Consider the following 24,946-nt stretch of genomic DNA (forward strand, 5'->3'; position numbering starts at 1 on the left):
CGCGTGTGTCAACGTGGAGCAACGTCGCAACGTGATGTCACGACGCAAGAAAATGCGCATTCGCGACAGCGATCTGCGCGCATGCGCGATGCGAATCGCAGCGACGCACAGACGCAGCGCAATCCTTCACCAAAACTCGCCGCGCTTTTTGCATAAATCTCTTAACATCACCGCGCAAACGAATTATGATTCGCCTTGACAAGACGTTGACTTCGATGCAAGGAAGCTTCGCGCGATCAACGACGATGAAGTTCCAAGCGGCAAGTGAAAGGTAGTCGAGGAGCGTAACCACTTTGATGCACGCCACGCCGACAGGGCTGTTCGAACTCGGTGCCGTCTCTGCGATCCCCCCGTCGGGATGGGCGTACTACCCCCAAAAGAAAACGCGCGCTCTCCAGTTTTTCGCTGTCCGCAAAGTCACGCTGCACGCGGCTTTGCGGTCCACGCAGCGATTCGCGCAAGATCAGATTTCGACCGGTGTGGCCACGATGCCCCGGTCCTCTCAATTGATGAAGACTCGCCGGATGCAATCTGTCTGGCCGACTGCGGTTGCGCTTGTGCGCGCGACCGAGGCGTGCAACTTGCTGCGTGTGTTTGCCGCGCAAGGCGCAGATCTTCCTACCGAATTCATTAGCGTGCGACTGCCGTTGGGTGGTGCGCCGATGAATCGCTCGCTCGGTTGGTCTGGCGATGCCAATGCATCGTGGGATCGGACCGGTCGGGTTGCTCAATCTCGATAGTTCGATACCCAATCTTGAAGGAGTTTCCCATGGCAACTGCTGCTAAGAAGAAACCGGCCGCCAAGGCCCCGGCCAAGAAGGCCGCTGCAAAGAAGGCTCCGGCCGCCAAGAAGGCTGCTGCGAAGAAGGCCGCTCCGGCCGCTAAGAAGGCTCCGGCCAAGAAGGTTGCAGCTAAGAAGGTCGCTGCCAAGAAGGCACCCGCCAAGAAGGCCGCAGTGAAGAAGGTTGCAGCCAAGAAGGCCCCGGCCAAGAAAGCTGCAGTGAAGAAGGTTGCAGCCAAGAAGGCTCCGGCCAAGAAAGCTGCAGTGAAGAAGGTCGCAGCCAAGAAGGCTCCGGCTGCGAAGAAGGCTGCAGCTAAGCCTGCTGCGAAGAAGGCTGCCGCCAAGAAGGCTCCGGCCGCGAAGAAGGCTGCTGCTAAGCCTGCTGCGAAGAAGGCTGCCGCCAAGAAGGCCCCGGCTGCGAAGAAGGCTGCTGCCAAGCCTGCTGCGAAGAAGGCCCCCGCGAAGAAGGCTGTTGCCAAGCCCGCTGCTGCTCCGGCCGCTGCACCTGCTGCACCTGCTGCCAAGACCGCGCTGAACCCGGCTGCGGCATGGCCGTTCCCGACCGGCAACCGTCCGTAAGCCATTCTTACAACGGTGATCCTCCGGGGCCACAGCGGCGCGCAAGTCGCGCCCACCTGATCGGATACTGCGTATCCGGTCCGCAAGACCTCAGTGTCTTGCACCGCCCGCCGATCGGCTCACGCCCCGGCGGGCTTTTTCTTGCCCGAGCGTCGCGCATACGTTTCTCGCGGGCATAAAAAAACCGCACCGGCGCGATGCCGATGCGGTGTTTCCGATAAACCCCTCGGCCTATCGGCCGGGAGTTGTCGATCAGTGCGTGACGCGCGTCACGCCACCCGATGAGAGCAAGCGCACGCGCTCACCAGGGCGGAAGGCCTCGTCGGCGTCTTGCGTGATGGCGCGGTACTCGCCGTTGTCGAGCTTGACCGTGATTTCCAGGCCCGGACGCTTGTTCATCTGACCCTCAAGCGCGCTGCCTGCAACGCCACCGAGAATCGCACCGAGCACACCCGCCGCCACCGAGCCGTTGCCGCGCCCGATGGCTGCTGCCGAACCGATGCCGCCGATCGCGCCGCCGGCAATGGTGCCAACGCCAGTCTGCTCACGGTCGATCACGACATTGCGCACGGAATCTACCGTACCGAAGCGCACGGTCTGCTCGCGCTGCGCCTGACCGGAGGTGTAAGCGCTGTTGGAATTGGTGCCCATGGCGCAGCCTTGCAGGCCAAGGGCGGCGACCAGCAGAGTCGCGGCGCCGATGCGATAGATGGGTTTCATGTTGATTCCTTATTGATACCGGTACCCGAAAGCGGATTCAAAGCGCCGGGCAATCTCGTCGACGGGCAGGCCGTGATTCTGCGGGCCTTGGCAAGCGATCTTGAGTGAGCCCATGAGGCTGGCGAGGCGGCCGGTGGTGTCCCAGTCCAGACCGTTCTCGATGCCATAGAGCAGGCCGCCGCGGAACGCGTCGCCGCAACCGGTCGGGTCGACCACACGTTCGGCCGGCACGACCGGAACAGTGTACTGCTTGCCGCCGGCGTAAATCTCCGCCCCTTCTTCCCCGCGCGTAACGATGTAAGCCTCGACGCGCTGCGCAAGTTCTGCCGCACTGTAGCCCGTGCGTGACAGCATGACCTGCGCTTCGTAGTCATTGACCACCACGTAGCTGGCGAGTTCAACGAAGTGGCGCAGGTCGGCGCCGTCAAACAGCGGCATTGCCTGGCCCAAATCGAAGATGAAAGGCACGCCGGATTCGGCAAATTGGGTGGCGTGGTGCAGCATGCCTTCGCGGCTGTCGGGGCCCACCAGGCCGAGCCTTGCCGGCAGTGCATTCTTGACCGAATTGACGCTCGAATGGCTCATCGCGCCCGGGTGGAAGGCAGTGATCTGGTTGTTGTCGCGGTCGGTCGTGATCATCGCTTGCGCGGTGAACGTGTCCGGAACCTCCGTGATATGCGCCGTCGAGATGCCGAGCTTTTTCAGGTAGTCCAGATACGGGCCCGCGTCCTGGCCGACGGTGCCCATGATGATGGGCTCGCCGCCGAGCATCTTCAGCGTGTAGGCGATGTTGCCTGCGCAGCCACCGAACTCCCGGCGCATGGTCGGCACCAGAAAGGAAACGTTCAGGATGTGGATCTTGTCGGGCAGGATGTGTTCGCGGAAGTGTCCGTCGAACGTCATGATGGTGTCGTAGGCAACCGAGCCGCAGATCACGCTGGCCATATTGAAGCACTCCAGATATGACACGGCCGCCCAGTGGACGGCCGTGTGATGAACGAGAGACCGGAAGCCGGTCTCGATGCACTCAGTTCAGCTTACTTCAGCGCAGCCAGGGCAGCGTCGTAGTTCGGCTCGTCCTTGATCTCGGGCACGAGTTGCGAATACAGGACGTTGTCGTTGGCGTCGAGCACAACCACGGCACGCGCGGTCACGCCAGCCAGCGGGCCCGACGTGATGTCGACGCCGTAGGCTTGCTTGAAACCCTTGTCGCGGAAGGTCGACAGCGGCTTCACATTCGCGATGCCTTCGGTGGTGCAGAAGCGGCCGGCCGCGAACGGCAGGTCAGCAGAGATGGAGAGCACGACGGTGTTGTCCAGCTTGGCGGCGGCTTCGTTGAACTTGCGCGTGGAGGTGGCGCACACCGGGGTGTCCAGGCTCGGCACGATGTTCAGAACCTTGCGCTTGCCGGCAAAGTCAGCGAGCGAGACGTCCTTCAGGTCTGCGCCGACCAGCGTGAATGCCGGGGCCTTCGAGCCTGCGGTCGGGAATTGGCCGCCGACTTCGATCGGGTTGCCGCCAAGGGTCACGTTTGCCATGGTGTTACTCCTTCCTTTGATGCGTGTTGGGGAAAAGCCGCTAACAAGACCGTGCTTGCATCTGCGTCGCCGCGCCAGGCCGGCAAGATCTTGTTAGCGGTCTAAGCCAGGGGTGAAAACTCAGGGGTAAAAAATCAGGACCCGGTAGTTGGCCGTCGGGCGCTGGGACTGGAATCGTACCCGAATCGGTAGTTCGGCGCGGGCGGGCAGCCCTGACTTGCTGTATGCACTGTCGCTCGGGTTGAGGTAGTCGCTCGGCAGCAGCGCACGGCGCGAGAGCAGTTGATCCTGCAGGTCGGTTGTTACCAGCTCGATGGCCGGCAGGGCGATGGGGCCGCCGGCGCGGTTGCGCAACGTAGCCGTCAGCACGTACTGGTCGGATGCATCGCCTTCTTGCCGCTGCAGTTGCGACGATTCGATCTGCAATGCATCGAGGTCACGCGGTGGCGCAATCGTGCAATGCAACGGCTGGCACAGGGCTTCCAACATCGGGCGTGCGGACGGCGCGCGTCGGGCGATCTCGGCGCGGGCGAGGAAGAGGATCTGCGCTACCGCCAACACCGTCAGCAAGCCGATCGCGATGCGAGCGAGGGCACGGCGTCCGGTCGTTTTGCGCGCCTGCTCGCGAGCCTGCGCGGCACGCAGAAAATCCAGCGTTGCGGCAGAGACACCATGATTCGGTCCACGCACCTTGCGCGGGGCGCCGGTCAGCGTGCGTTGCGGCGTCGGGCCGGTCGGCTCGGCTTGCGTGCGACGTGCGTGACCATGGCGGCGCGGCACCGGCGCAAAAAGCGTGTGCGGATCGGTTTCGTGGCGCATCCAGACCGAATCATGCTTCTCGGCCTCCGGCTTCGGGGATGTGGCGGCTGACGGCGCCGAAGCGGTCGCTGAGAGAGTCGCCGTGGGCGCGATGGCCGGCGCTACCGGCAGGTCTGCCGACGGCTGCTTGGGCACGGCGGCGGCGAATGCGTCTTCCTCGTCATCAAGGTCGCGGATGGGCGGCAGACCGTGGAACGGATCGGTGGGAGAGGCGGAGGCGGCAGGCGGTTCGGGTTGCGCTGTCTGCTGCGCGGGCTCGGCGGCAGGCTCGGCAGCGTGCTCGATCGGCGCCTCGTCCGGTAGCGGGCGCGTGTCCGGCGCGGTCGATCGTATGTCGGGCACGGGTGTTGCGCCTTCAACTTCCCCCAGATGCACTTCGGCAACGTCTTCTTCTGGAACGTCTTCTTCCCAGATCAGCGTCATGCCGAAGCCGTGGTCGTCCTCTGCGGCAGGTGGCGCCGCGGGCGTTTCCGGTTCAGGAGTGACTGGCGTTGAGAGCGGCGCGATGCGAGCAGCGTGTTCCGGCGATTGCTGTGGCTGCGGTGCTTCGGTGGTGGGCGCCGCAGGCATGGGTGCGGCGCCGAGCTCGATCAGATGATCGCGGCCATCGAAGACGTGATTGCAGCGGCCGCAACGGACGAGGCCGCCGCGCAGCCGAAGCTGATCGGCGACAACGCGGAATGCGGTCTGGCAGTTGGGGCAGCGGGCGGCCAAACGTGGCGCAGCTTGTGGCGCAGTTGCCATGCGGGACGAGGAGAAAAAAGGCCGACCGCGCGAGTATTGCAGACAGCGGCGCCAGCGTCGACCTTTGCAGGCGACACTGGCGCGCAATACCTTGAAATTACGCGGGCTTCACACCGTGCAGGCAGACCCAGCCGTCACGTGCACGCCACACGGTGAGTGGAATGACCGAGGCATACGCGGCGGCCACTTCTTCGGCTTGGCGCTCAAGCACGCCTGACAGAATCAGTCGGCCGCCCGGGCGCACGCGCGCGCACAACATGGCAGCCATCAGCTTGAGCGGGTTCGACAGGATGTTGGCGACGACCAGATCGAACGTGCCTTCCGGTGCATCGTCGGGCAATGCGAAGGTGGCTTCGACGTGGTTGCGCTCGGCGTTGTAGCGCGAGGCTTCCACCGCGTTCGGATCGATGTCGACACCGACGGTTTCACCGGCGCCGAGCTTCTTGGCGACGATGGCCAAGATGCCGGAGCCGCAGCCGTAGTCGAGCGTGCGTTCGCCAGGCTGCACGTGCTGCTCCAGCCATTCCATGCATAGGCGCGTGGTCGGGTGGCTGCCTGTGCCGAACGCGAGGCCCGGGTCCAGTTCCAGCACCACGGCCTCGGGCTCCGGCGCGTCGTGCCAAGACGGCACGACCCAGATGTGCTCACCAATATGAATGGGCTCGAACTGCGACTGCGTGACGCGAACCCAGTCCTGTTCTTCGACTTCGCGCACGGTGTACGCAGGCAGCGGCGTCAGCTTGATCTCGTTGGCCGCGGCTGCCACCAGCAGTGCCGGGTCGGCATCGTCAGCGAGCAGCGCAACCACGCGCGAGCGGTTCCACGCCAGGCGTGTTGGCTCGTGGCCGGGCTCGCCAAAGAGCGGTTGCTCTTCGGGCGTGTCGGCATCGGCGTCTTCCACCGAGACCGACAGCGCGCCGAGATCAAACAGGGCTTCGGACAACGCTTCGGCGTCGTCACGCGCCACTTCAAGCACGCATTCGCGGTACGTCACTTGCCGCCACCCTTGGCCACTTCCTGTTGCGCCAGACGGTGCTCCAGGTAGTGAATGTCGGTGCCGCCTTCCACGAAGTTGGCGTCGAGCATCAGGTCGCGGTGCAGCGGCACGTTGGTCTGGATGCCTTCCACCACCATTTCCGACAGGGCGATACGCATGCGGGCGATGGCCTGCTCACGCGTGGCGCCGTACGTGATGACCTTGCCGATCATCGAGTCGTAGTTGGGCGGCACGAAGTAGCCGTTGTAAGCATGCGAGTCCACGCGGACGCCCGGGCCACCCGGCACGTGCCACGACGTGATGCGACCCGGCGACGGCGTGAACTTGAACGGATCTTCCGCGTTGATGCGGCACTCGATGGCGTGGCCCTTGAGCACGATGTCCTTCTGGCGGAAGCGCAGCTTTTCGCCGGCCGCCACGCGGATCTGCTCCTGCACGATGTCGACGCCCGTGATCATTTCCGTGACCGGATGTTCAACCTGCACGCGCGTGTTCATTTCGATGAAGTAGAACTCGCCGTTTTCGTACAGGAACTCGAACGTGCCGGCGCCACGGTAGCCGATCTTTTTGCAGGCCTCGGCGCAGCGGTCGCCGATGCGCTCGATCAGGCGGCGCGGAATGTGCGGTGCCGGCGCTTCTTCGATCACCTTCTGGTGGCGGCGCTGCATGGAGCAATCACGCTCGCCCAGCCAGACGGCGTTGCGGTGCTGGTCGGCCAGGATCTGGATCTCCACGTGGCGCGGATGCTCCAGGAACTTCTCCATATAGACTTCCGGATTGCCGAAAGCACGGCCGGCTTCTTCGCGCGTCATGTTGACGGCGTTGATGAGCGCAGCCTCGGTGTGGACCACGCGCATGCCACGGCCACCGCCGCCGCCAGCCGCCTTGATGATCACCGGATAGCCGACCTTCTTGGCCGTTGCCAGAATTTCCTTCGGATCTTCCGACAGGGCGCCTTCCGAGCCTGGCACGCACGGCACGCCGGACTTGATCATCGCCTGCTTGGCCGACACCTTGTCGCCCATCAGGCGGATCGACTCGGGCGTCGGACCGATGAAGGTGAAGCCGGATTGCTCCACACGCTCGGCAAAGTCGGCGTTTTCCGACAGGAAGCCGTAGCCAGGGTGGATGGCCTGGGCGTCGGTGACTTCGGCGGCCGAGATGATGGCCGGCATGTTCAGGTACGACAGCGGCGACGGTGCCGGGCCGATACACACGGCTTCGTCGGCCAGCTTGACGTATTTGGCTTCCTTGTCCGCCTCGGAATAGACCACCACGGTCTTGATGCCGAGTTCGCGGCAGGCGCGCTGGATGCGAAGAGCGATCTCGCCGCGATTCGCGATCAGGATCTTATCGAACATCGTGTTCTCGCTACAAAAAGGAGAGGCGAGGGCGCTGTGGCTGGGCTGCGCTCAGGCAGCCCTTGTGCGCCGGCTCGCGCTCGGATGCGGCACGCTGTGCGCCGCACGATGAGGGTCAGATGCCGGAAGATCAGCCGATCACGAACAGCGGTTGGCCGTATTCCACAGCCTGGCCGTTCTCGATCAGGATTTCCTTGATGACGCCGGCCTTGTCCGCTTCGATCTCGTTGAGCAGCTTCATCGCTTCGATGATGCAGATGGTCTGACCTTCCTTGACGGTGTCGCCCACCTTGACGAACTCGGCCGCGCCCGGCGACGGCGAGCGGTAGAACGTGCCGACCATCGGCGACGTCACAATGTGGCCAGCCGGCAGGGCCGGGGCAGCCGCCTCAGCGCCAACGGCGGCCGGAGCCGCTGCGGCAGGTGCGCCCATAGCCGGTGCAGCTTGCATCGGCATCGGCGCATATTGCATCGGCGCCACCACTTGAGGCGCCGACTTGACGATGCGGACCTTGCCTTCGCCTTCGGTCACTTCGAGTTCCGAAATGCCCGATTCGGCCACCAGGTCGATCAGCGTTTTCAGCTTGCGCAAATCCATGAACGTTCTCCTGCAGCGTCGGCGGTCTGGGGCAGTGGATGCGCGCGAATGGCTCTTCAGCCGCGCATCGGTCAAAGGCGCTCCAGGCGCTGGCGTCGTTGCGTTGGTTAAGTAGTTGAAATAAAAGGAAGAAGACGGCTGATCAGCCGCCGTGTTGGTCGATTGCGAAGTCCAGCGCCGCCAGATAGCCGCGCCAGCCAAGTCCGCAAATCACGCCCACCGCCTGGTCCGCCAGATACGAATGGTGGCGGAAGGGCTCGCGACGATGCACGTTGGACAGATGCACTTCGATATACGGGATCACCACGCCGGCTAGCGCATCGCGCAGGGCCACGCTTGTGTGCGTGTAGGCCGCCGGATTGATGATGATGAATTCGACGCCTTCGCTCTTGGCAGCATGGATGCGGTCAACCAGCGCACCTTCGTGGTTCGACTGGAAGTGCGCCAGCGTCACGCCGCGCGCCGTGGCGCGTTCGACCAAGGCGGCATTGATGTCGGACAGGGTAGTTGCACCATAGACTTCGGGCTCGCGCGTCCCCAACAAATTGAGGTTCGGGCCGTGCAGTACGAGCACGTTGCGAAGCGCTTTGGCGATGGGTTTATCAGCCACGGTTTGACCGGTTGAGCGAAGTTGGGCGCAATTTACAGCAACTTAGAATGCTTTGTCTAGTTTTTGCTGAAAAACTCTCAACAAATCGGTGTTTTCACCGATCTTGAGCGTGCCCTCGACGCTTTTCCCGGAGAAGAAGGGGAGTTGCGTGCACATGAACGTCATATGACGTTTTTACATATTCACGTGCGGTGCAGGGCCTCACGTAGTTCGTCGGCATGCACGCGGCCCATCTTTCGGAACGTGATTTCGCCTTGTGCGTTGAGAATCACAGTAAACGGAAGGCCACCGACTTCGTTGCCGAACTGACGGCCCAGTTCTGTCCCGCCAAAGCCTGCCACGGCGATGGGATATGTGACGTGCACCTTGCTTAAGAACGTCTGGATATTGGATGCCGAGTCAATGCCGATACCGATAAACTTTGCCTTGGCCTTCTGCTCCTGCGCCAGCGCGGACAGCTCTGGCATTTCTTCCACGCAAGGACCGCACCATGGTGCCCAGAAATTGATCACCACCGGCTGGCCACGAAAAGCTGCCAGATCCAGGGGAGCGCCATTGGCGTCTGGGAGCTTGCTGCCGTAGAACGCAGCGACGGCATTGTCAGCCGGCGTTTTGGGCTCGGTGGCGCGATGTCCAAAATAGATGCCCGCCGCCGCGGCAATCAGGCCGGCGATCAATAGGGCAATCAGAGTGGTACGGCGGGACATGGTTTTGCGGAGGTCTCTATATATACAGAGGCGGAGCGTGCGGGATTGTACTCCTGTCGGCTGATTACCCCTGCGACAGTAGGGCTCGCACCGCCGCCGCGTCGCCGCGTTGGGCCTTGCCGGTGGCGTCTGCGCGCCGCGCACCGCGCACATCGTTCATGTCATATAGGGCGATATGGACGCCCACGGGTGTGCCTGTTTCGGCCCGTAGCTCGCGCGCAAGCTCACGGGATTCAGCCCCCGCGGGCCATTGGCCGCGCCACAGGAAGCTAAGCGTTTCCACTTCATCTCGACCGGCGAAGTGAGCGCTCTCTGTTGTGTCGAAATCCACGCCGGCGTTGAGCAGGAAGATCGCCACGTCCTTCGGGCTGTCGCAGAAGACCTGCAGGTGGATGTCGGAGTGCTCGCTGGCCGTGCCGTTGAAGACCGCGCCCGCCAAGTACGGGTGATGGACCGCCAGCCCCTCCATGAGCAGCAGCGCGATGCGACGCAGCAACGCCAGCACGCGCGGCTGGGACTCGGCCTGGAACAGCGCTTGGTATTCGCGGACTTCCGTTTCGACCTGTTCGTTGTCCGGCAGCCATTCGCCGGGGGCGCGGGATTCCGTGCCAAGCACCTGGCGCGCGGCCTTGCGCTTGGCAGTGGCGTAGTCAGCGCCGTCTTCCGCGATCATGCGGGCGGCGGTGACGGCAATTTCCTCCCGCACGCGGGCGGGGTCGAGGGTGGGGCGTTTAGACATGGCTCTATTTTACTGAAGCGCAGGGGCCGGTCTGAAGCCGCAGGTACAATGCGGCGCAACGAAGTTGAGATGGCTCCCATGCATATCCACATCCTTGGAATCTGCGGCACCTTCATGGGCGGCATTGCCCTGATTGCCCGCCAGGCCGGTCACCGCGTCACTGGCTGCGACGCCAACGTCTACCCGCCGATGAGCACGCAGCTCGAGGCGCAAGGTATCGAGCTGATTGAGGGCTTTGACCCCGAACAGCTCTCCATTGGTGCCGATCTGTACGTGATCGGCAACGTGGTCTCCCGCGGCAATCCGCTGATGGAAGCCATCCTGGATCGCAATCTGCCTTACATGTCTGGCCCGCAATGGCTGGGTGACAACGTACTGCGTCAGAAATGGGTGCTTGCCGTGGCAGGCACGCATGGCAAGACGACCACCACGTCTATGCTTGCGTGGATTCTGCAGGATGCAGGCTACAACCCGGGGTTCCTGGTGGGCGGTGTGCCGCGCAACTTCGGGCTGTCGGCGCGGCTGACGGAATCCGACTTCTTCGTGATCGAGGCCGACGAGTACGACACGGCCTTCTTCGACAAGCGCAGCAAGTTCGTCCATTACCGCCCCCGTACGGCCATATTGAATAATCTGGAATTCGATCACGCCGACATCTTTCCTGATCTTGCCGCAATCGAAACCCAATTTCACCACTTGGTGCGCACGGTTCCCGGTCAGGGTCGCCTCCTCGTCAACGGCCGCGAAGATAGTCTGAAGCGTGTACTTGAGCGCGGATGCTGGTCGGAAGTCGAGCAATTTGGCGCAGAAGACGGCCTCGGCTGGGAAATCGCGAACCTGAGTGAGGACGACAGCTTCGAGGTGGTTTTCACCAGCCAACCGCAGGGCCGGGTCCGGTGGGACCTTCAGGGCGACCACAATCGCATGAACGCGCTGGCGGCCATTGCAGCCGCGCGCCACGTGGGCGTGCCGCCGGCTCAAGCCATTGAAAGCCTGGCCCGTTTCGAAAATGTGAAACGACGCATGGAAGTGCGCGGCACCGTCAATGACGTAACCGTCTACGACGACTTTGCCCATCATCCGACTGCCATTCGTACGACGATCGAGGGTCTGCGCCGTCGCGTGGGGAAGGGCCGCATCCTTGCGGTGTTAGAGCCACGTTCAAACACCATGAAGTTGGGTGTGATGAAACAGGCGCTTCCGGACAGCTTGTGCGGAGCGGATCAAGTCTTTGCTTACGGAGCTGCCGATGGCCGCGACGCAATCGGCTGGGATCTGGCTGGCGCGCTGGCACCGCTGGGGAAGCGCGCGAAGGCATTCTCTGATCTGACCGCCCTGGTCGCAGACGTCACGGCTGCCGCTCGCCCGGGGGACCATGTCCTGGTTATGAGCAACGGCGGATTTGGCGGCGTCCATCAGAAGCTGCTGAACGCCTTGGCTGAACGCGTCGGCGCCTCCAGCTGATCTGTATATGTCGGCATCCATCGTCTATCTGCACGGATTCCGTTCCTCGCCGCGCTCGTTCAAAGCGCAGTTGTTAGGCCGGCGGATGGCCTCTGTGGGGCTGGCAGACAAGTACGTTTGCCCGACGCTGCCCGTGTCACCACGCGAGGCGATGGTCGAAACAGAGGCGCTCCTCGCTGAGTTGGGTACGCGTGACGGCATCAAACCTGTGCTCATCGGCTCTTCTCTGGGAGGCTTTTACGCCACTTGGCTGGCTGAGCGGCACGGGCTCCGCGCGGCTATGCTCAATCCTGCTACGCGCCCAGAGCGCGATCTCGCCAAATACGTTGGCGAGCAGCCCTTGTGGCATGGTGGCGGCACGATTCGCGTCGAGCCGTATCACCTTGATGAGCTGCGCGCGCTCGTCGTGCCCGCCATCACGCAACCCGAGCGCTACTACCTGCTCGCAGCCACCGGCGACGAGGTGCTCGATTACCGCGAAATGCTCAGCCACTTTCCAGGCGCCGTCACGCGCGTCCTTGACGGGAGTGACCACGGCATCAGCGATTTTGCTCAATACATGGACGAAGTGCTTGTCTTTTGTGGCGTTCCTGCCGAGCTATTAGCTGCGCATCCGTTTAGCGCCGCATGACCGATTTCCCGTCTTACCCGCGCAGCCTCTGGCGCAGCGCGTTGCCTCCGGCTGTCGTCTACGACCGGCATTGGGCGCGCTGGGCCGTAGGTGTCGATTCGCTGACCGCCCGGCTTCGTGCGGCATCGTCGCGCTTCGGCGTTCAATTACTGGGCCAGTGCCGTGCGATGCCGTTGCGCGACGAGTGGCGTTCCCTCGGCATGGCAGGCCCTGCCGACACATTGGTCCGCGAGGTTTTGCTGATCTGCGACGACATCCCGGTGGTCTATGCCCACACCATCGTCCATCCGCGCAGCGTGGCGCTTGACTGGCCGTTCCTGAAGGCACTGGGGACGCAGCCGCTGGGGCACTCGCTGTTTGCCGATCCCCGTGTCGAGCGCGGGGATTTCGAATTCGCCTTGCTGGACGCGCGCCACCCGCTGGTGCGCCGGGCGCAGGGGGCGCTCGGCGACGCGCCTGTTGCCGGGACCGCCCGGTTGCCGGCCCGCCGATCGGTGTTCCGGCGTGGCGCGAGTGCGATGCTGGTGACGGAGGTTTTCCTACCCGCGCTGGCCAACTTCCACCCGCCGCGGTAGGCGTATTTCGGGGGCCGGGCGTTCAGCCAGTGCGGTATCATCGCCCCCAACTTTTTATCGCCGCGTATTACGTTGTAACGTCAGGGTGCGCGGCCATTCCACCTCATTCAAAGCGGTGCCCGGTTGTGCGAGTGCCGCAATCCATACAAATCCATGCAGTTGCTGTTTGAAGAAGGCGGCGAGATCCGCGCGGGCACCGTCTTGTCCCAACAGGGCGAGGCCTATCAGGTCGAGTTGCCGAGCGCCAAGCGCACCAAGGTCAAGTCGCGCGACGTGTTGCTGCAATTCGCGCAGCCGTCCGCCGGCGAGTTGTCGCAGGCCGCTCAGGCGCTGTCGGCAGAGATCGACCTGGATTTCCTCTGGGAATGCGCTTCGGCCGAAGAATTCGGCTTTACCGATCTGGCCGGTGAATATTTCGGCGCTGGCGCCAATGCCACGCAGCAAGCCGCGCTGGCGATCGCGCTGCATGGCTCGCCGATCTACTTCCGCCGCAAGGGCCGCGGCCGCTATCAGCGCGCACCAGAAGATCAACTGAAAGCCGCGCTCGCGGGCCTGGAGCGCAAGAAGCAGCAAGCTGCGCTGCAGGCTGAATACGAAGCCGAGCTGAAGGCGAAGCGCTTGCCCGAGGCCTTCCGCGGCAAGACGCTGCAACTGCTGTTCAAGCCGGACAAGAACAGTCTCGAATACAAGGCGCTCGACGCGGCGTGCACGGCGCTGGGCCTGTCGCCGATGCGCCTGATGGTGGCGGTGGGCGGCATCGCCAACGCCCGCGCGCTGCACGAGGCGCGCTTTCTGTCGGAGTGCTTCCCGAAGGGCACAGGCTTCCCCGATGTGACCGTGCCGGAACCGGCGATGGAACTGCCGGCCGCCGATGTGCGCGCCTTCTCGATCGACGACGTGACCACCACGGAAATCGACGACGCCATCTCGGTCACGCCTATTGACGACGCCACCGTGCGCATCGGCATCCATATTGCCGCGCCGGGCTTCGGCATCCAGCGCGGCGAACCGCTAGACGTGATTGCACGCCAGCGTTTGTCGACCGTGTATTTCCCCGGCGACAAGATCACGATGCTGCCGGAGTCGGTGGTGGATCGTTACACGCTGCAGGAAGGGCGCGCGTGCCCGGCGCTGTCGCTGTATGCGACGGTCGACCGCGCCACGTGGACGGTCACCGCCAGCGAAACGCGCTGCGAATCCGTGACCGTGGCTGCCAACCTGCGTCACAACCTGCTCGACGACGTGATTACCGCCGACGCGCTGGCCGATGGCTCGGGCGACTACCCGTTCAAGGCCGAACTGGCCGTGCTGTGGCCGTTCGTCTGCGCGTTGTATGACGGCCGCCAGCAGGCCCGCATTGCCAGCGGTCTGAAGCCGGAGGGCGCGCAGAAGGGCGATTATTCGTTCTACATCGATGCGCTTCCGGAAGCGGAAGGCGGTGGCGAGCGCGTGCGGATCGAACAGCGCAAACGCGGCTCGCCGCTGGACAAGATCGTGGCCGAGCTGATGATCCTGGCCAACAGCACGTGGGGCCGCATGCTGGCCGACGCCGGGGTGCCCGGCATCTATCGCACGCAGAAGGCGTGGGGCATGCATCGCACGCGCATGCAGACGTATCCGGCGCCGCATGAAGGTCTGGGCGTGGCGCAGTACGCGTGGAGCACCTCGCCGCTGCGCCGCTACGTCGATCTGGTCAACCAATGGCAGATCGCAGCGGTGGCGCAGCACGGCGTGACGGCCAAGCTGATCGCGCCGTTCAAGCCCAAAGATGCCGACCTGCTGGCTGCCGTGGCCGACTTCGAAGCCACCTACGCTGCCTATGCCGACCATCAGTCGACCATGGAGCGCTACTGGTGCCTGCGCTGGCTCAAGCAGGAAAACCGCACGCGAATGCAGGCCGTGGTGCTCAAGGAAGGCGCCGTGCGCTTCGCCGACATTCCGCTGGTAACGAAGGTGCCCGAACTGGCGCAAACGCCACGCGGCACCCATGTCGTGCTCGATATTCTGGACACCGACGAGATCAGCTTGGAAGTGTCGTGCCGCGTGGTCGAAATCCTCACACCCGCAGCGGACGCACAAGCTGAAGCCGAAGCCATCGAAGAAGAACTGGCCGAGGCAGAGACTGAAGCCGATGTGCCGGCTGAACCACAACCGGCCGCTGATGGGGAAGAGGCACGTGCGGAAGCCGAGGCAGCTGTGGCGCAGCCGCCGCACGACGGCGAGAGCGGTGGAACGCCTGGCGCTGCCTAACTACAATCGCTGTCTGACCTTCATTCTTCGCGCATCGACCAGGAATCGCCCCATGGCCGCCCTTGCAAACCGTCCGGACTGGTCCGGCAGCAGCACGCTCACCAAGGCACTGGTGGTGTCGCTGGCCGTGCATGTTCTGCTGCTGTTCGTGCGTGTGGTGGCCCCCGAGGCGTTCGATATCAAGCGCGAAGATCCGGGCCTGGATGTGGTGCTGGTGAACGCCAAATCGTCGACGGCACCGTCCAAGGCGACGGCCGTGGCCCAGGTCAACCTGAACGGCGGTGGCGAATACGATCAACAACGCGCCACCACGCCGCTGCCCGCGGACACCAACGAGCAGACCGGCGACGCCATCAAGCTCACGCAGCGCCGCGTTGAATATCTTGAGCAAGAGCAGCGCCGCCTGCTCACGCAATCGACCGAGCGTGCACCGCTGGTCAACGATCGTCAGGTCAAGCCTGGCGAGCGTCCGCAGCCGTCGCCCACCAACGGCACCGACGACCGCACTACGCAAGACGAAATCGCGCGCCTGCAGGCGGAGATCGACCGCAACCTCGAGAACTACGCCAAGCGCCCGCGCCGCAATGTGCTGACAGCCGCCAGCGCGCGCCAAGTGGATTACGCCCGCTACTACGATGCTGTTCGCCGCAAGATCGAAGCGCGCGGCACCGCCAATTTTCCTAGCCAGAACGGCCGCCCGCTGTACGGCGAGCTGATCGTCGTGATCAGCATCAACCGCGAAGGCCAGCTCGGCTACAACCAGGACGGCTACAAGATCGAGGGCATCGAGATCGCCAAAAGCTCGGGCAACCCCGCGCTGGATCGTCAGGCCGTCGCCATCGTGCGTTCGTCTTCACCGTTTGGCGGCTTCCCGGCCGAGATGCGCAAGCGCGTCGACATCCAGGATGTCGTTGCTACCTTCAAGTTCACCCGAGCAGGCCTGGAAACCCACCTGCAGACCCGCTGATTTCGTCGTCCATGCCGTCGTCGTTTCAAGAGGCCATCCTCGCTGCTGCGAGCGCCCCGCCCACAGATCGTTATGGCGTGATCGGCAACCCGATCTCGCACAGCAAGTCGCCCACCATCCACGCTGCGTTTGCGCAGCAGACCGGGCAGCTCATCCGCTACGACCGCATCTACGCCGAACTGATCGCGTTTGACGAAACCGTGATGAACTTCGTGCGCGAAGGCGGGCGCGGGCTCAACGTCACTGTGCCGTTCAAGCTCGATGCGTATGCCATGTCGACGTCGCTGTCGCTGCGGGCGGAATCGGCCGGTGCGGTCAACACGCTCAAGTTCGATGGCGAAGAGATCTTTGGCGACAACACCGACGGCGTCGGGCTGATGCGCGACATCACCCACAACATCGGCAACTCGTTCGAAGGCGAACGGGTGCTGCTCCTGGGCGCGGGCGGTGCGGCACGTGGCGTGCTGCTGCCGCTGCTGGAACACAAGCCCGCGCGCGTGTTCATTGCCAACCGCACGGCCGATCGCGCCAACAAGCTGGTCGATCGCTTCGAGGTTTCGGCCAAGCTGCACGAGGTCGAGCTCGTGGGCGGCGGCTATGACGAACTTGCTGCGGACGACGTTTTCGACGTCATCATCAACGCTACGGCGAGCAGCCTCCAGGCCGAAGTGCCGCCGATTCCGACCACGGTGTTTGGCCCCAACGCACTGGCCTACGACATGATGTACGGACCGCGGCCGACGGTGTTCATGGAGTTTGCCCGGCGCAACGGCGCCCGCGCATGGGACGGCTTGGGCATGCTGGTGGAGCAGGCGGCGGAATCGTTCTTCGTCTGGCGCAACGTGCGTCCGGACACCGCTCCGGTGCTGCTCGCCATGCGCGAGGGGCTGCAGGGCGAAGCCGCCGTCGCGGCGCGCGCGCCTCGCTGAACCTGGAGCGAAGCCCCGCGATGATGCGTTGGTTCGGCTACGTGATCGGCTGCTTCGTTGCGGGCGTGGTCGCGCTCAATCTGTACTTCTTTGCCGCCATCGCGAGTTGGCAGGTGTTCGATCCGTCGTCTACCAGTTTCATGCGCGCCGAGCGCATGCGCCTGTGCGGCGCTAACGTCTTTACCTGCAAGGTCGACCACCGCTGGGTCAATTACGACCAGATCTCACGCAACCTCAAGCGCGCGGTCATCGCCAGTGAAGACGCAGATTTTGTCTCGCACAGCGGCTGGGAAGTCGACGCCATGCTCGACGCGTGGGAGAAAAACAAGCGGCGCGGCCACGTGGTCGCGGGCGGCTCGACCATCACGCAGCAACTGGCCAAGAACCTGTTCCTCTCGGGCGAGCGCCACTACCTGCGCAAGGGTGAAGAACTCGTCATCACATGGATGCTTGAGTTCTGGCTCGACAAGGAACGGATCCTCGAGATCTATCTGAATTCGGTGGAATGGGGCGAAGGGGTATTCGGCGCCGAAGCGGCAGCGCAGCATTACTTCAAGCGCCCGGCCTCGCAGCTTACGGTGGGGCAGGCGGCGCGCTTGGCTGCGGCGCTGCCCGCGCCGAAGTGCTTCGACAAGAAGAGCTACTGCGCCAATGTGCACGTCAACTTCACGCGCAAGGCCACCGTGATCGCCAACCGCATGGGCTCGGCCACGTTGCCGGATTAACTTCGCGTCGGCCTACTTCAGCCAGCCCTTGCGGCGGAAGTACACCAGCGGAATCGCCGCCGACACCACCATCATCACGATCGCGTAGGGGTAGCCTTCCGCCCAGTCCAGCTCCGGCATGACCTTGAAGTTCATGCCATAGATCGAGGCGATCAGCGTGGGCGGCATCAGCGCTACCGACACCACCGAGAACAGCTTGATGATCTTGTTCTGGTTGATGTTGATGAAGCCGACCGTGGCGTCCATCAGGAAGTTGACCTTGTCCGACAGGAACGCCGTGTGGTTCTCGATGGAATCGATGTCGCGCAGCACTTGGCGCGCTTCGTCCTGCTGGTCAGCTGAGAGCAACTGGCTCCGCAGCAGGAACGACACAGCGCGGCGCGTATCCATCACGTTGCGGCGGATCCGGCCATTCAAGTCTTCCACGCGGGCGATGATCTCCAGCACGTCGGCAGCGGCAGCGTCGGTCACCTCATCGGCCAGCACGCGTTTGCTGGCATCTTCCAGACGTTCGTAGACTTCTTCGATGGAGTCGGCCGAGTATTCCGCGTCGGTGGCGTACAGATCCATCAGCACATCTTTGGCGTTACGCACCGAGCCCGGGCGAAGCCGCGCACGCATGCGCACCAGCCGGAATGCGGGCAAATCCTCGTCGTGGATGGAGAAGAGCACATCCTTGGTCAGCACGAAGGCCACGCGCACGTTACGGGAGGTGGTTTCTTCGTCGAGCAGGAAATCGGTGCGGATGTGGATGTGGCCGTCTTCGCCTTCAAAGTAGCGGGCCGAGGCTTCCAGGTCCCCTAATTGCTCCAGCTCGGGCAGGACCACGCCGTAGGCTTCCTTGATCCACGCCAGCTCTTCGTCGTCGGGGTCGATCACGTCGATCCAGATCGGCTTATGCTGCAGGAGTTCGCTGCGTTCTTCGACCTGTTCCTGCGCGAGACGGCCTTTTTGCACGACGAACAGGTTGATCATGGGGCGTTTCCTTGAAGCAGGCGTTGAACGGGCGGCGAAAAAATCGCGCCGAGTGTAGCGTAAAGAGGCGGCAGGTTCAGCCACAAGCGGTGGCTTAGCGCGCACGCGTGGGGCAGGCGCCACGCCCGGAAGATGCCGCCACCGGGCCGCCCGACGGGTAAAATGCAGACAAGTCATGCGGCCGGCCGGCCGCTCTCACATTCCCGACACCATGCGATTTACCGAACAACTGGCTGCCGCCTGGCAACGCAACAACTCCCTGCTGTGCGTCGGGCTCGATCCTGACCCGTCGCGCCTGCCGGCGTCGATGACGGGCACGGGCGGAGCGATCTTCTCGTTCTGCCGCGCCATTGTGGACGCGACCGCCGATTTGGTCTGCGCATTCAAGCCGCAGATCGCCTACTTCGCCTCGCAGCGCGCAGAAGACCAGCTCGAGCAGCTCATCAACTACATCCACGAGGCATATCCGGGCATCCCCGTCATTCTTGATGCCAAGCGCGGCGATATCGGCTCGACCGCCGAGCACTACGCCAAGGAAGCCTTCGAGCGCTATCAGGCCGACGCCATCACCGTCAGCCCATATATGGGTTTTGATTCGATGCAGCCGTATCTCGCGCATGCCGACAAGGGCGTGATCGTGCTGTGCCGCACGTCCAACGCCGGCGGCAGCGATGTGCAGTTTCTGGAAACCGACGGCCGCCCCGTCTACCAAGTCGTGGCAGAACGCGCGCGTGACGTGTGGAATACCAGTGGCCAGATGGGCCTGGTGGTGGGCGCGACCTTCCCCGAAGAGATTGCCAAGGTGCGAGAAATTGTCGGCGACATGCCGCTGCTGATTCCGGGCGTGGGCGCCCAGGGCGGCGACATCGAAGCCACGGTGCGCGCTGGCCGCACGGCCGACGGCACCGGCATGATGATCAACTCGTCACGGGCCATTCTCTACGCCAGCACCGACAGCGATTTCGCCGATGCCGCCCGCCGCGTGGCGCTTGCCACTCGGGACCAGATCAACCAGTTCCGCAACTGATCCGCCTTATCGGTCCGGTTGCGGTGAGAGCGAGGACGCCATGACCACGCATCCGCACCGCCCCGTTGCCGGCACGCACCGGGAAGAGACCGGCAAGGATCCGGACCGCAAGCTCGAGAAAGAGCGCGACGACACCCACGAGCACGAGACGACGCGCCGCGATCATGATCGCGACCGTCGCCACGAGCACGACCACGAGCATCAACCGGAACATGATCACGGAGATCGTCGCCGGCCGGATCATCCTAGCGAAATCTAGATCAGGACTCCGCTGAATCGAGGAAGTCGAGCAGGCCGCGCAGCGCATGCTCCGCCGCCTGCAGACGAACCTGTTTGCGGTCGCCCTTGAAGTGGCGCGTTTCCACGCGCGTCTGCAGGCGATTGCTCCACCCGAAGCACACCATGCCGACAGGCTTGTCGGGCGTGCCGCCGGTTGGGCCCGCCACACCGGTAATGGCGACGGCCACCTGCGCGCGGCTGTTAAGCACTGCGCCCTCGGCCATGGCATGCGCCACGGGCTCGCTCACGGCGCCATGTTCGCGGATCAGCGTCGCCGGAACGCCCAACATCTGCGATTTCGCTTCATTGGAATAGACGACGAAGCCGCGCTCAAACCACGCGGACGAGCCTGATACATCGGTGACGGCGGCAGACACCAGCCCGCCTGTGCACGACTCGGCGGACGCCATCATCAGGCTGCGCTTGTTCAACGTGTCAGCCACCAGTTCGGCCAGTTGGGCCAGGGCGCGGGATTCAGCCATTGCAATACCTAGACGTCAAAACGAGCGCCACAGCGCAAACACGAGCAGCGTGTAGAACGCCGCGAGAATGTCATCGACCATCACGCCATAGCCGCCGCGCACGCCAAAACCCTTGAGCGAGCGGTCGTAATAACGGATGGGAGCTGGCTTCACCATGTCGAAGAAACGGAACCACACGAACGCGGCGAACTGCCCGCCCAGCGTGGTTGGCGTGACGAAAGCCAGCACGAGCCAGAACGCGACCATCTCGTCCCACACCATGGCGCCATGATCGGCCACGCCCAGATCACGCGCCGTGCGGGCGCATGCCCAGATGCCGATCACGAAGCCAACTGCTGCGATCAGCAGCCAAGTCGGCCCCGAAATCCACCGTGCAAACACCACGTAGATCAGCCACGCGTATAGCGTACCGACCGTGCCCGGCAGGATGGGCGACAGGCCCGAACCGAAGCCGAGCGTCAGGATGCGTGCCGGATGGCCGAACATGAAGCGTGCTGTCGGGCGCCGCACCTGCACGGTCTGGCCTGCCTCGAGGACGACGCTTTCAAGCTGGCCCGGCGGATTGGAGGGCGGGAAGGGAGCGGGAGACATCATGAGGCGGAAGAGAAATGGTCGAAACTGCCGTGCGTGAAGAGGACGGGCGCGCCGTGGGCATCGACGAGCCGCAAGCCCGTTTCAGCATCGATGCGGCCGATACGTGTGACGGCCACGCCCGCACGCTGGCCCGCAACGACCACGGCGTCGCGTGCATCGGCAGGGGCGGTGAAGCAAAGTTCATAGTCGTCGCCGCCGGCCAGCGTGCATTGCAACTGCAGCGCCGGAGGCTGCGCTGCGAGCGTCGCCGAGCGCGGTACATCGTCGACCGTGATCGTCGCCCCGACGCGGGATTGCGCGAGGATGTGGCCAAGATCGCCCAACAAGCCATCCGATATGTCGAGCGCTGCACGGGCGACACCGCGCAATGCCAGGCCGAGTGCGACGCGCGGCGTGGGCATGTCCATGCGCGGCTGCACTTGGCCGAGTGCGTCGGGCGTAAGCGCCCATTCGTTGCGCAGGGCGCCGAGGGCCAGCCGCGCGTCGCCTACGGTGCCCGAGACCCAGAGGTCATCGCCGGGCCGGGCAGCGTCGCGGCGTAGTGCCGCAGCGGTGGGGACGTCGCCGAAGACCGTCACGCTCAGCGTGAGCGGCCCGCGCGTGGTGTCGCCGCCGATGAGTTCACAGTGAAAGGCATCCGCCAGGGCGAACAGGCCTTCGGAAAACGGTTTAAGCCAGGCAGGGTTGGCTTCAGGCAGCGCCACAGCCAGCGTAAAAGCGCGCGGCTCCGCACCCATGGCGGCCAGATCCGACAGGTTGACAGCCAACGCTTTATGTCCAAGTGCGCGCGGCTCCGCATGCGGAAAAAAGTGACGGCCGGCGACCAGCATATCGGTGGAAATCGCCAACTCGTGCCCGGGACGCGGCGCGAGGAGGGCGCAGTCGTCGCCCACGCCCAATGTTGCTTTTGGCGTTGGCCGCGTGAAATAGCGCCGGATTAGCTCAAATTCGGATAAATTTGCCGCGCGATCGGTGGAGTTGCGGGGATTTGCGGGCTTGGACACGGCAGCAGCGATGGAAGAGTATGGGGCAAGCCCGATGGTGCCGTGACAGGACGGTGGAATATTGTAGCGAATACGCATGTCACCCCCACCCAAAATCCCGTTGTGAGATCGCTTTTCACTATATAAAATGACGGGCCCAAGGAGGCGGACCGTATTCCCGTGGCGCTCGTGAGGGTATCCCGGTGGCCCGCTAGATGCGACGGCCGGCGCGCGCGCTGGCCACCCGATACGAGAGACCCATGACCACGGTGGATACCCAGCCTCAGCAGCCCGCCCGCACGGATGAAGAACTCAAGGCGCAGCAGCGCGCCGCCTTGCGCAAGGCCGCGCTGGAGTACCACGAGTTTCCGACCCCGGGCAAAATTTCCGTCACGCCGACCAAGCCGCTGTCGAACCAGCGCGACCTCGCCTTGGCATATTCGCCGGGTGTTGCCGCAGCCTGTGAGGAGATTGTCGAAGACGTCGCCAACTCGTTCCGCTACACCGCCCGCGGCAACCTCGTCGGCGTGGTGACCAACGGCACGGCCGTGCTCGGCCTGGGCGATATCGGCCCGGAAGCCTCGAAGCCGGTCATGGAAGGCAAGGCCGGCCTGTTCAAGAAATTTGCTGGCATCGATGTGTTTGACATCGAGATCAACGAAAAAGACCCCCAGAAGCTGGTCGATATCATCGCCTCGCTGGAGCCCACCTTCGGTGGCATCAACCTCGAAGACATCAAGGCCCCGGAGTGCTTCTTCGTCGAGCGCGAATTGCGCAAGCGCATGAAGATCCCCGTCTTCCACGATGACCAGCACGGCACCGCCATCGTGGTGGGCGCTGGCATTACAAACGCGCTGAAGGTCGTCGGCAAGGACATCAAGAAGGTCAAGCTCGTAGCCTCGGGCGCGGGCGCCGCAGCGCTGGCCTGTCTTGACCTGCTGGTTGACCTGGGCCTGCCGCGCGAAAACATCTGGGTGACGGACTTGGCGGGCGTGGTCTACGAAGGCCGCACCGAACTGATGGACCCGGACAAGGCGCACTTCGCACAGAAGACTGACCTGCGCACGTTGGCCGAAGTCATCGATGGCGCCGACATTTTCCTGGGCCTGTCCGCCGCTGGCGTGCTCAAGCAGGACATGGTCAAGAAGATGGCGGATAAGCCGATCATCTTCGCGCTGGCCAACCCGAACCCGGAAATCCTGCCGGAGCTGGCCAAGGAAGTGCGCCCCGACGTCATCATGGGCACCGGCCGCACGGATTACCCGAACCAGGTCAACAACGTCCTGTGTTTCCCGTTCATCTTCCGCGGCGCGCTGGATGTGGGCGCGACCACCATCACGCGTGAGATGGAAGTTGCCGCCGTGCACGCCGTGGCTGAACTGGCCCGCCAGGAGCAAAGCGACATCGTTGCTTCCGCCTATGGCATCCAGGACCTGTCGTTCGGCCCCGAATACCTGATCCCGAAGCCGTTCGACCCGCGCCTGATCGTCAAGATCGCGCCGGCCGTGGCGCAGGCCGCCATGCTCTCGGGCGTGGCGCAGCGTCCGATCGAAGACATGGACGCCTACCGCCAGCACCTGCAGCAGTTCGTCTACCACTCCGGCACCCTGATGAAGCCGATCTTCTCGGCTGCCCGCAAGGTGCCAATGGAGAACAAACGCATCGTCTTTGCCGAGGGCGAAGAAGAGCGCGTGCTGCGCGCCGTGCAGATCGTCGTGGACGAAAAGCTCGCCAGCCCGATCCTGATCGGCCGCCCGAACGTGATCGCCCACCGCATCGAGCGCTTCGGCCTGCGCCTGCGCGAAGGCGTGGACTTCGCCGTGGTCAACCCCGAGCATGACGAACGCTTTCGCGATTACTGGGAGACGTACTACAAGCTGATGGCGCGCAAGGGCGTGACGCCGCAATACGCCAAGCTGGAGATGCGTCGCCGCAACACGCTGATCGGCGCGCTCATGATCCACAAGGGCGAAGCGGACGGCATGATCTGCGGCACCATCAGCAATACGGCTGCGCATCTGCGCTACATCGACCAGATTCTGGGCGGCACGAACTGCGTGTACGCGGCTATGAACGGTCTGGTTCTGCCGGGTCGCCAAGTCTTCCTCACGGACACGCACGTCAACGTTGACCCGACTGCCGAGCAGTTGGCCGAGATCACCATCATGGCCGCCGAGGAGCTGTGCCGCTTCGGCATCAAACCGAAGGTTGCCTTGATGTCGCATTCGAACTTCGGCTCGTCGGAGGCACCTTCGGCCGTCAAGATGCGCGAAACGCTGGCGATCTTGCGCGAACGCGCCCCGAACCTGGAAGTGGACGGGGAAATGCACGGCGATGCCGCGCTTGACGAGAAGCTGCGCGCATCGCTGGTGCCGGACTCGACCCTGAAGGGCGAGGCGAACCTGTTGGTCATGCCGAACATCGACGCCGCGAACATCGCTTACAACCTCCTGAAAGCGGCTGCCGGCAACAACATCGCCATCGGCCCGATCCTGCTGGGCGCGAAGAAGCCGGTGCACATCCTGACGCCATCGGCTACGGTGCGACGCATTCTCAACATGACGGCGTTGACCGTTGTGGATGCTGCCGCACAAGCGCAACGCTGATCGTCACTGCACCAAAAAAGGGAGCGCACGATGCTGCGCTCCCTTTTTTTGTCCGCTAAGTTTGCGTGCGCTTACATTTATGCAAACTTAATGTCTGTATGAAAAAACCCTTCAGACTTTTACCGTCGGTTGATTGTTGTCATCGATGAGCGTACCCTTACGGGCTGAAGGGGTGCTTCTGAGCACATGAGGTCCGAACCGGGCCGACGGCGTCGAAAAAAGAGGTTTTCCGTAGATACGTCTGACTGGTTCACCTTATTCGGTGC

25 protein-coding genes are annotated in these 24,946 nt (G+C 63.6%); 11 read left to right on the top strand and 14 right to left on the bottom strand.

The features are described from left to right. The first annotated feature begins 769 nt into the window (after positions 1 to 769). Positions 770 to 1,360, top strand: coding sequence for a histone H1-like DNA-binding protein (locus ACEN9T_RS11210; protein ID WP_092972400.1), 591 nt, complete (start codon positions 770 to 772; stop codon positions 1,358 to 1,360). Positions 1,361 to 1,612: 252 nt separating this feature from the next. Here the strand turns inward: ACEN9T_RS11210 and ACEN9T_RS11215 are convergent, their stop codons facing one another. The 10 genes from ACEN9T_RS11215 to ACEN9T_RS11260 form a co-directional block, all read right to left on the bottom strand. Beyond that, positions 1,613 to 2,080, bottom strand: a complete 468-nt coding sequence (locus tag ACEN9T_RS11215) for a membrane protein (protein ID WP_009241557.1) — start codon at positions 2,078 to 2,080, stop codon at positions 1,613 to 1,615. A 9-nt stretch (positions 2,081 to 2,089) separates the two neighbouring features. After that, positions 2,090 to 3,025, bottom strand: coding sequence for a carbohydrate kinase family protein (locus ACEN9T_RS11220; RefSeq protein ID WP_413707743.1), 936 nt, complete (start codon positions 3,023 to 3,025; stop codon positions 2,090 to 2,092). Positions 3,026 to 3,117: 92 nt separating this feature from the next. Continuing rightward, positions 3,118 to 3,618: a thiol peroxidase gene (gene tpx, locus ACEN9T_RS11225; RefSeq protein WP_024979133.1), complete on the bottom strand. Its 501-nt coding sequence runs from the start codon at positions 3,616 to 3,618 to the stop codon at positions 3,118 to 3,120. Between the two features lie 120 nt (positions 3,619 to 3,738). After that, the gene (locus ACEN9T_RS11230; RefSeq protein WP_413707744.1) at positions 3,739 to 5,181 is read right to left on the bottom strand and encodes a DUF3426 domain-containing protein; all 1,443 of its coding nucleotides are present in this window, start codon (positions 5,179 to 5,181) and stop codon (positions 3,739 to 3,741) included. 97 nt (positions 5,182 to 5,278) lie between these two features. Further along, entirely contained in the window at positions 5,279 to 6,175 is an 897-nt protein-coding gene (prmA, locus tag ACEN9T_RS11235) for a 50S ribosomal protein L11 methyltransferase (protein ID WP_092972403.1), read from the bottom strand. Continuing rightward, positions 6,172 to 7,539 carry an acetyl-CoA carboxylase biotin carboxylase subunit gene (gene accC, locus ACEN9T_RS11240; RefSeq protein WP_045204807.1) on the bottom strand — a complete coding sequence of 456 codons (1,368 nt, stop codon included), beginning with the start codon at positions 7,537 to 7,539 and terminating at the stop codon, positions 6,172 to 6,174. The genes prmA and accC overlap by 4 nt, the downstream gene beginning before the upstream one ends. Positions 7,540 to 7,669: 130 nt before the next feature. Further along, positions 7,670 to 8,137, bottom strand: a complete 468-nt coding sequence (gene accB, locus ACEN9T_RS11245; protein ID WP_065859727.1) for an acetyl-CoA carboxylase biotin carboxyl carrier protein — start codon at positions 8,135 to 8,137, stop codon at positions 7,670 to 7,672. A gap of 142 nt (positions 8,138 to 8,279) precedes the next feature. Next, on the bottom strand, positions 8,280 to 8,747 hold the full coding sequence (gene aroQ / locus ACEN9T_RS11250) for a type II 3-dehydroquinate dehydratase (RefSeq protein ID WP_413707745.1): 468 nt from the start codon (positions 8,745 to 8,747) through the stop codon (positions 8,280 to 8,282). A 182-nt stretch (positions 8,748 to 8,929) separates the two neighbouring features. Further along, positions 8,930 to 9,454, bottom strand: a complete 525-nt coding sequence (locus tag ACEN9T_RS11255) for a TlpA family protein disulfide reductase (RefSeq protein WP_092972405.1) — start codon at positions 9,452 to 9,454, stop codon at positions 8,930 to 8,932. 64 nt (positions 9,455 to 9,518) lie between these two features. Then, complete coding sequence (locus ACEN9T_RS11260; protein ID WP_413707746.1) at positions 9,519 to 10,193, bottom strand: UDP-N-acetylmuramate--alanine ligase; 675 nt, start codon at positions 10,191 to 10,193, stop codon at positions 9,519 to 9,521. A gap of 78 nt (positions 10,194 to 10,271) precedes the next feature. On the opposite strand from ACEN9T_RS11260, the gene mpl reads away from it, so the two are divergent. The 7 genes from mpl (at position 10,272) to mtgA (ending at position 17,734) form a co-directional block, all read left to right on the top strand. Continuing rightward, positions 10,272 to 11,657: a UDP-N-acetylmuramate:L-alanyl-gamma-D-glutamyl-meso-diaminopimelate ligase gene (gene mpl / locus ACEN9T_RS11265; RefSeq protein ID WP_413707747.1), complete on the top strand. Its 1,386-nt coding sequence runs from the start codon at positions 10,272 to 10,274 to the stop codon at positions 11,655 to 11,657. A gap of 7 nt (positions 11,658 to 11,664) precedes the next feature. Continuing rightward, positions 11,665 to 12,288 (top strand): YqiA/YcfP family alpha/beta fold hydrolase, encoded by a 624-nt coding sequence (locus ACEN9T_RS11270; protein ID WP_413707748.1) that lies wholly within the window; start codon positions 11,665 to 11,667, stop codon positions 12,286 to 12,288. After that, a complete protein-coding gene (locus ACEN9T_RS11275; protein WP_413707749.1) occupies positions 12,285 to 12,863 on the top strand; it encodes a chorismate--pyruvate lyase family protein in 579 nt (192 codons plus the stop codon). Before ACEN9T_RS11270 ends, ACEN9T_RS11275 begins: the two co-directional genes overlap by 4 nt. Positions 12,864 to 13,016: 153 nt before the next feature. Further along, positions 13,017 to 15,113, top strand: a complete 2,097-nt coding sequence (locus ACEN9T_RS11280; protein ID WP_413707750.1) for a ribonuclease catalytic domain-containing protein — start codon at positions 13,017 to 13,019, stop codon at positions 15,111 to 15,113. A gap of 52 nt (positions 15,114 to 15,165) precedes the next feature. Beyond that, positions 15,166 to 16,080: an energy transducer TonB gene (locus tag ACEN9T_RS11285; RefSeq protein WP_092972411.1), complete on the top strand. Its 915-nt coding sequence runs from the start codon at positions 15,166 to 15,168 to the stop codon at positions 16,078 to 16,080. An 11-nt stretch (positions 16,081 to 16,091) separates the two neighbouring features. After that, a complete protein-coding gene (gene aroE / locus ACEN9T_RS11290; protein WP_092972412.1) occupies positions 16,092 to 17,009 on the top strand; it encodes a shikimate dehydrogenase in 918 nt (305 codons plus the stop codon). A gap of 20 nt (positions 17,010 to 17,029) precedes the next feature. Then, positions 17,030 to 17,734 carry a monofunctional biosynthetic peptidoglycan transglycosylase gene (gene mtgA / locus ACEN9T_RS11295; protein WP_012436427.1) on the top strand — a complete coding sequence of 235 codons (705 nt, stop codon included), beginning with the start codon at positions 17,030 to 17,032 and terminating at the stop codon, positions 17,732 to 17,734. 12 nt (positions 17,735 to 17,746) lie between these two features. Here the strand turns inward: mtgA and corA are convergent, their stop codons facing one another. After that, positions 17,747 to 18,709 carry a magnesium/cobalt transporter CorA gene (gene corA / locus ACEN9T_RS11300; protein WP_024972131.1) on the bottom strand — a complete coding sequence of 321 codons (963 nt, stop codon included), beginning with the start codon at positions 18,707 to 18,709 and terminating at the stop codon, positions 17,747 to 17,749. 211 nt (positions 18,710 to 18,920) lie between these two features. Here corA and pyrF point away from each other — a divergent pair, with 211 nt between their 5' ends. Beyond that, complete coding sequence (gene pyrF / locus ACEN9T_RS11305) at positions 18,921 to 19,736, top strand: orotidine-5'-phosphate decarboxylase (protein ID WP_092972990.1); 816 nt, start codon at positions 18,921 to 18,923, stop codon at positions 19,734 to 19,736. A 40-nt stretch (positions 19,737 to 19,776) separates the two neighbouring features. After that, positions 19,777 to 19,995 carry a metal transporter gene (locus ACEN9T_RS11310; RefSeq protein ID WP_082076083.1) on the top strand — a complete coding sequence of 73 codons (219 nt, stop codon included), beginning with the start codon at positions 19,777 to 19,779 and terminating at the stop codon, positions 19,993 to 19,995. A 1-nt stretch (position 19,996) separates the two neighbouring features. On the opposite strand, the gene ACEN9T_RS11315 is transcribed toward ACEN9T_RS11310, so the two are convergent. The 3 genes from ACEN9T_RS11315 to thiL are packed head-to-tail and all read right to left on the bottom strand — an operon-like array spanning position 19,997 to position 22,173. After that, a complete protein-coding gene (locus ACEN9T_RS11315; protein ID WP_413707751.1) occupies positions 19,997 to 20,497 on the bottom strand; it encodes a CinA family protein in 501 nt (166 codons plus the stop codon). A gap of 15 nt (positions 20,498 to 20,512) precedes the next feature. Beyond that, on the bottom strand, positions 20,513 to 21,091 hold the full coding sequence (locus ACEN9T_RS11320; RefSeq protein ID WP_413707752.1) for a phosphatidylglycerophosphatase A: 579 nt from the start codon (positions 21,089 to 21,091) through the stop codon (positions 20,513 to 20,515). After that, a complete protein-coding gene (gene thiL, locus ACEN9T_RS11325; protein WP_413707753.1) occupies positions 21,088 to 22,173 on the bottom strand; it encodes a thiamine-phosphate kinase in 1,086 nt (361 codons plus the stop codon). Before thiL ends, ACEN9T_RS11320 begins: the two co-directional genes overlap by 4 nt. A 161-nt stretch (positions 22,174 to 22,334) precedes the next feature. Between thiL and ACEN9T_RS11330 the strand changes: the two genes are divergently transcribed. Beyond that, positions 22,335 to 24,680 carry an NADP-dependent malic enzyme gene (locus tag ACEN9T_RS11330; protein WP_092972417.1) on the top strand — a complete coding sequence of 782 codons (2,346 nt, stop codon included), beginning with the start codon at positions 22,335 to 22,337 and terminating at the stop codon, positions 24,678 to 24,680. Positions 24,681 to 24,946 lie beyond the last annotated feature (266 nt).

This window comes from Ralstonia sp. Ralssp110, assembly GCF_047325135.1.
Classification (GTDB): Bacteria; Pseudomonadota; Gammaproteobacteria; order Burkholderiales; family Burkholderiaceae; genus Ralstonia; species Ralstonia mojiangensis.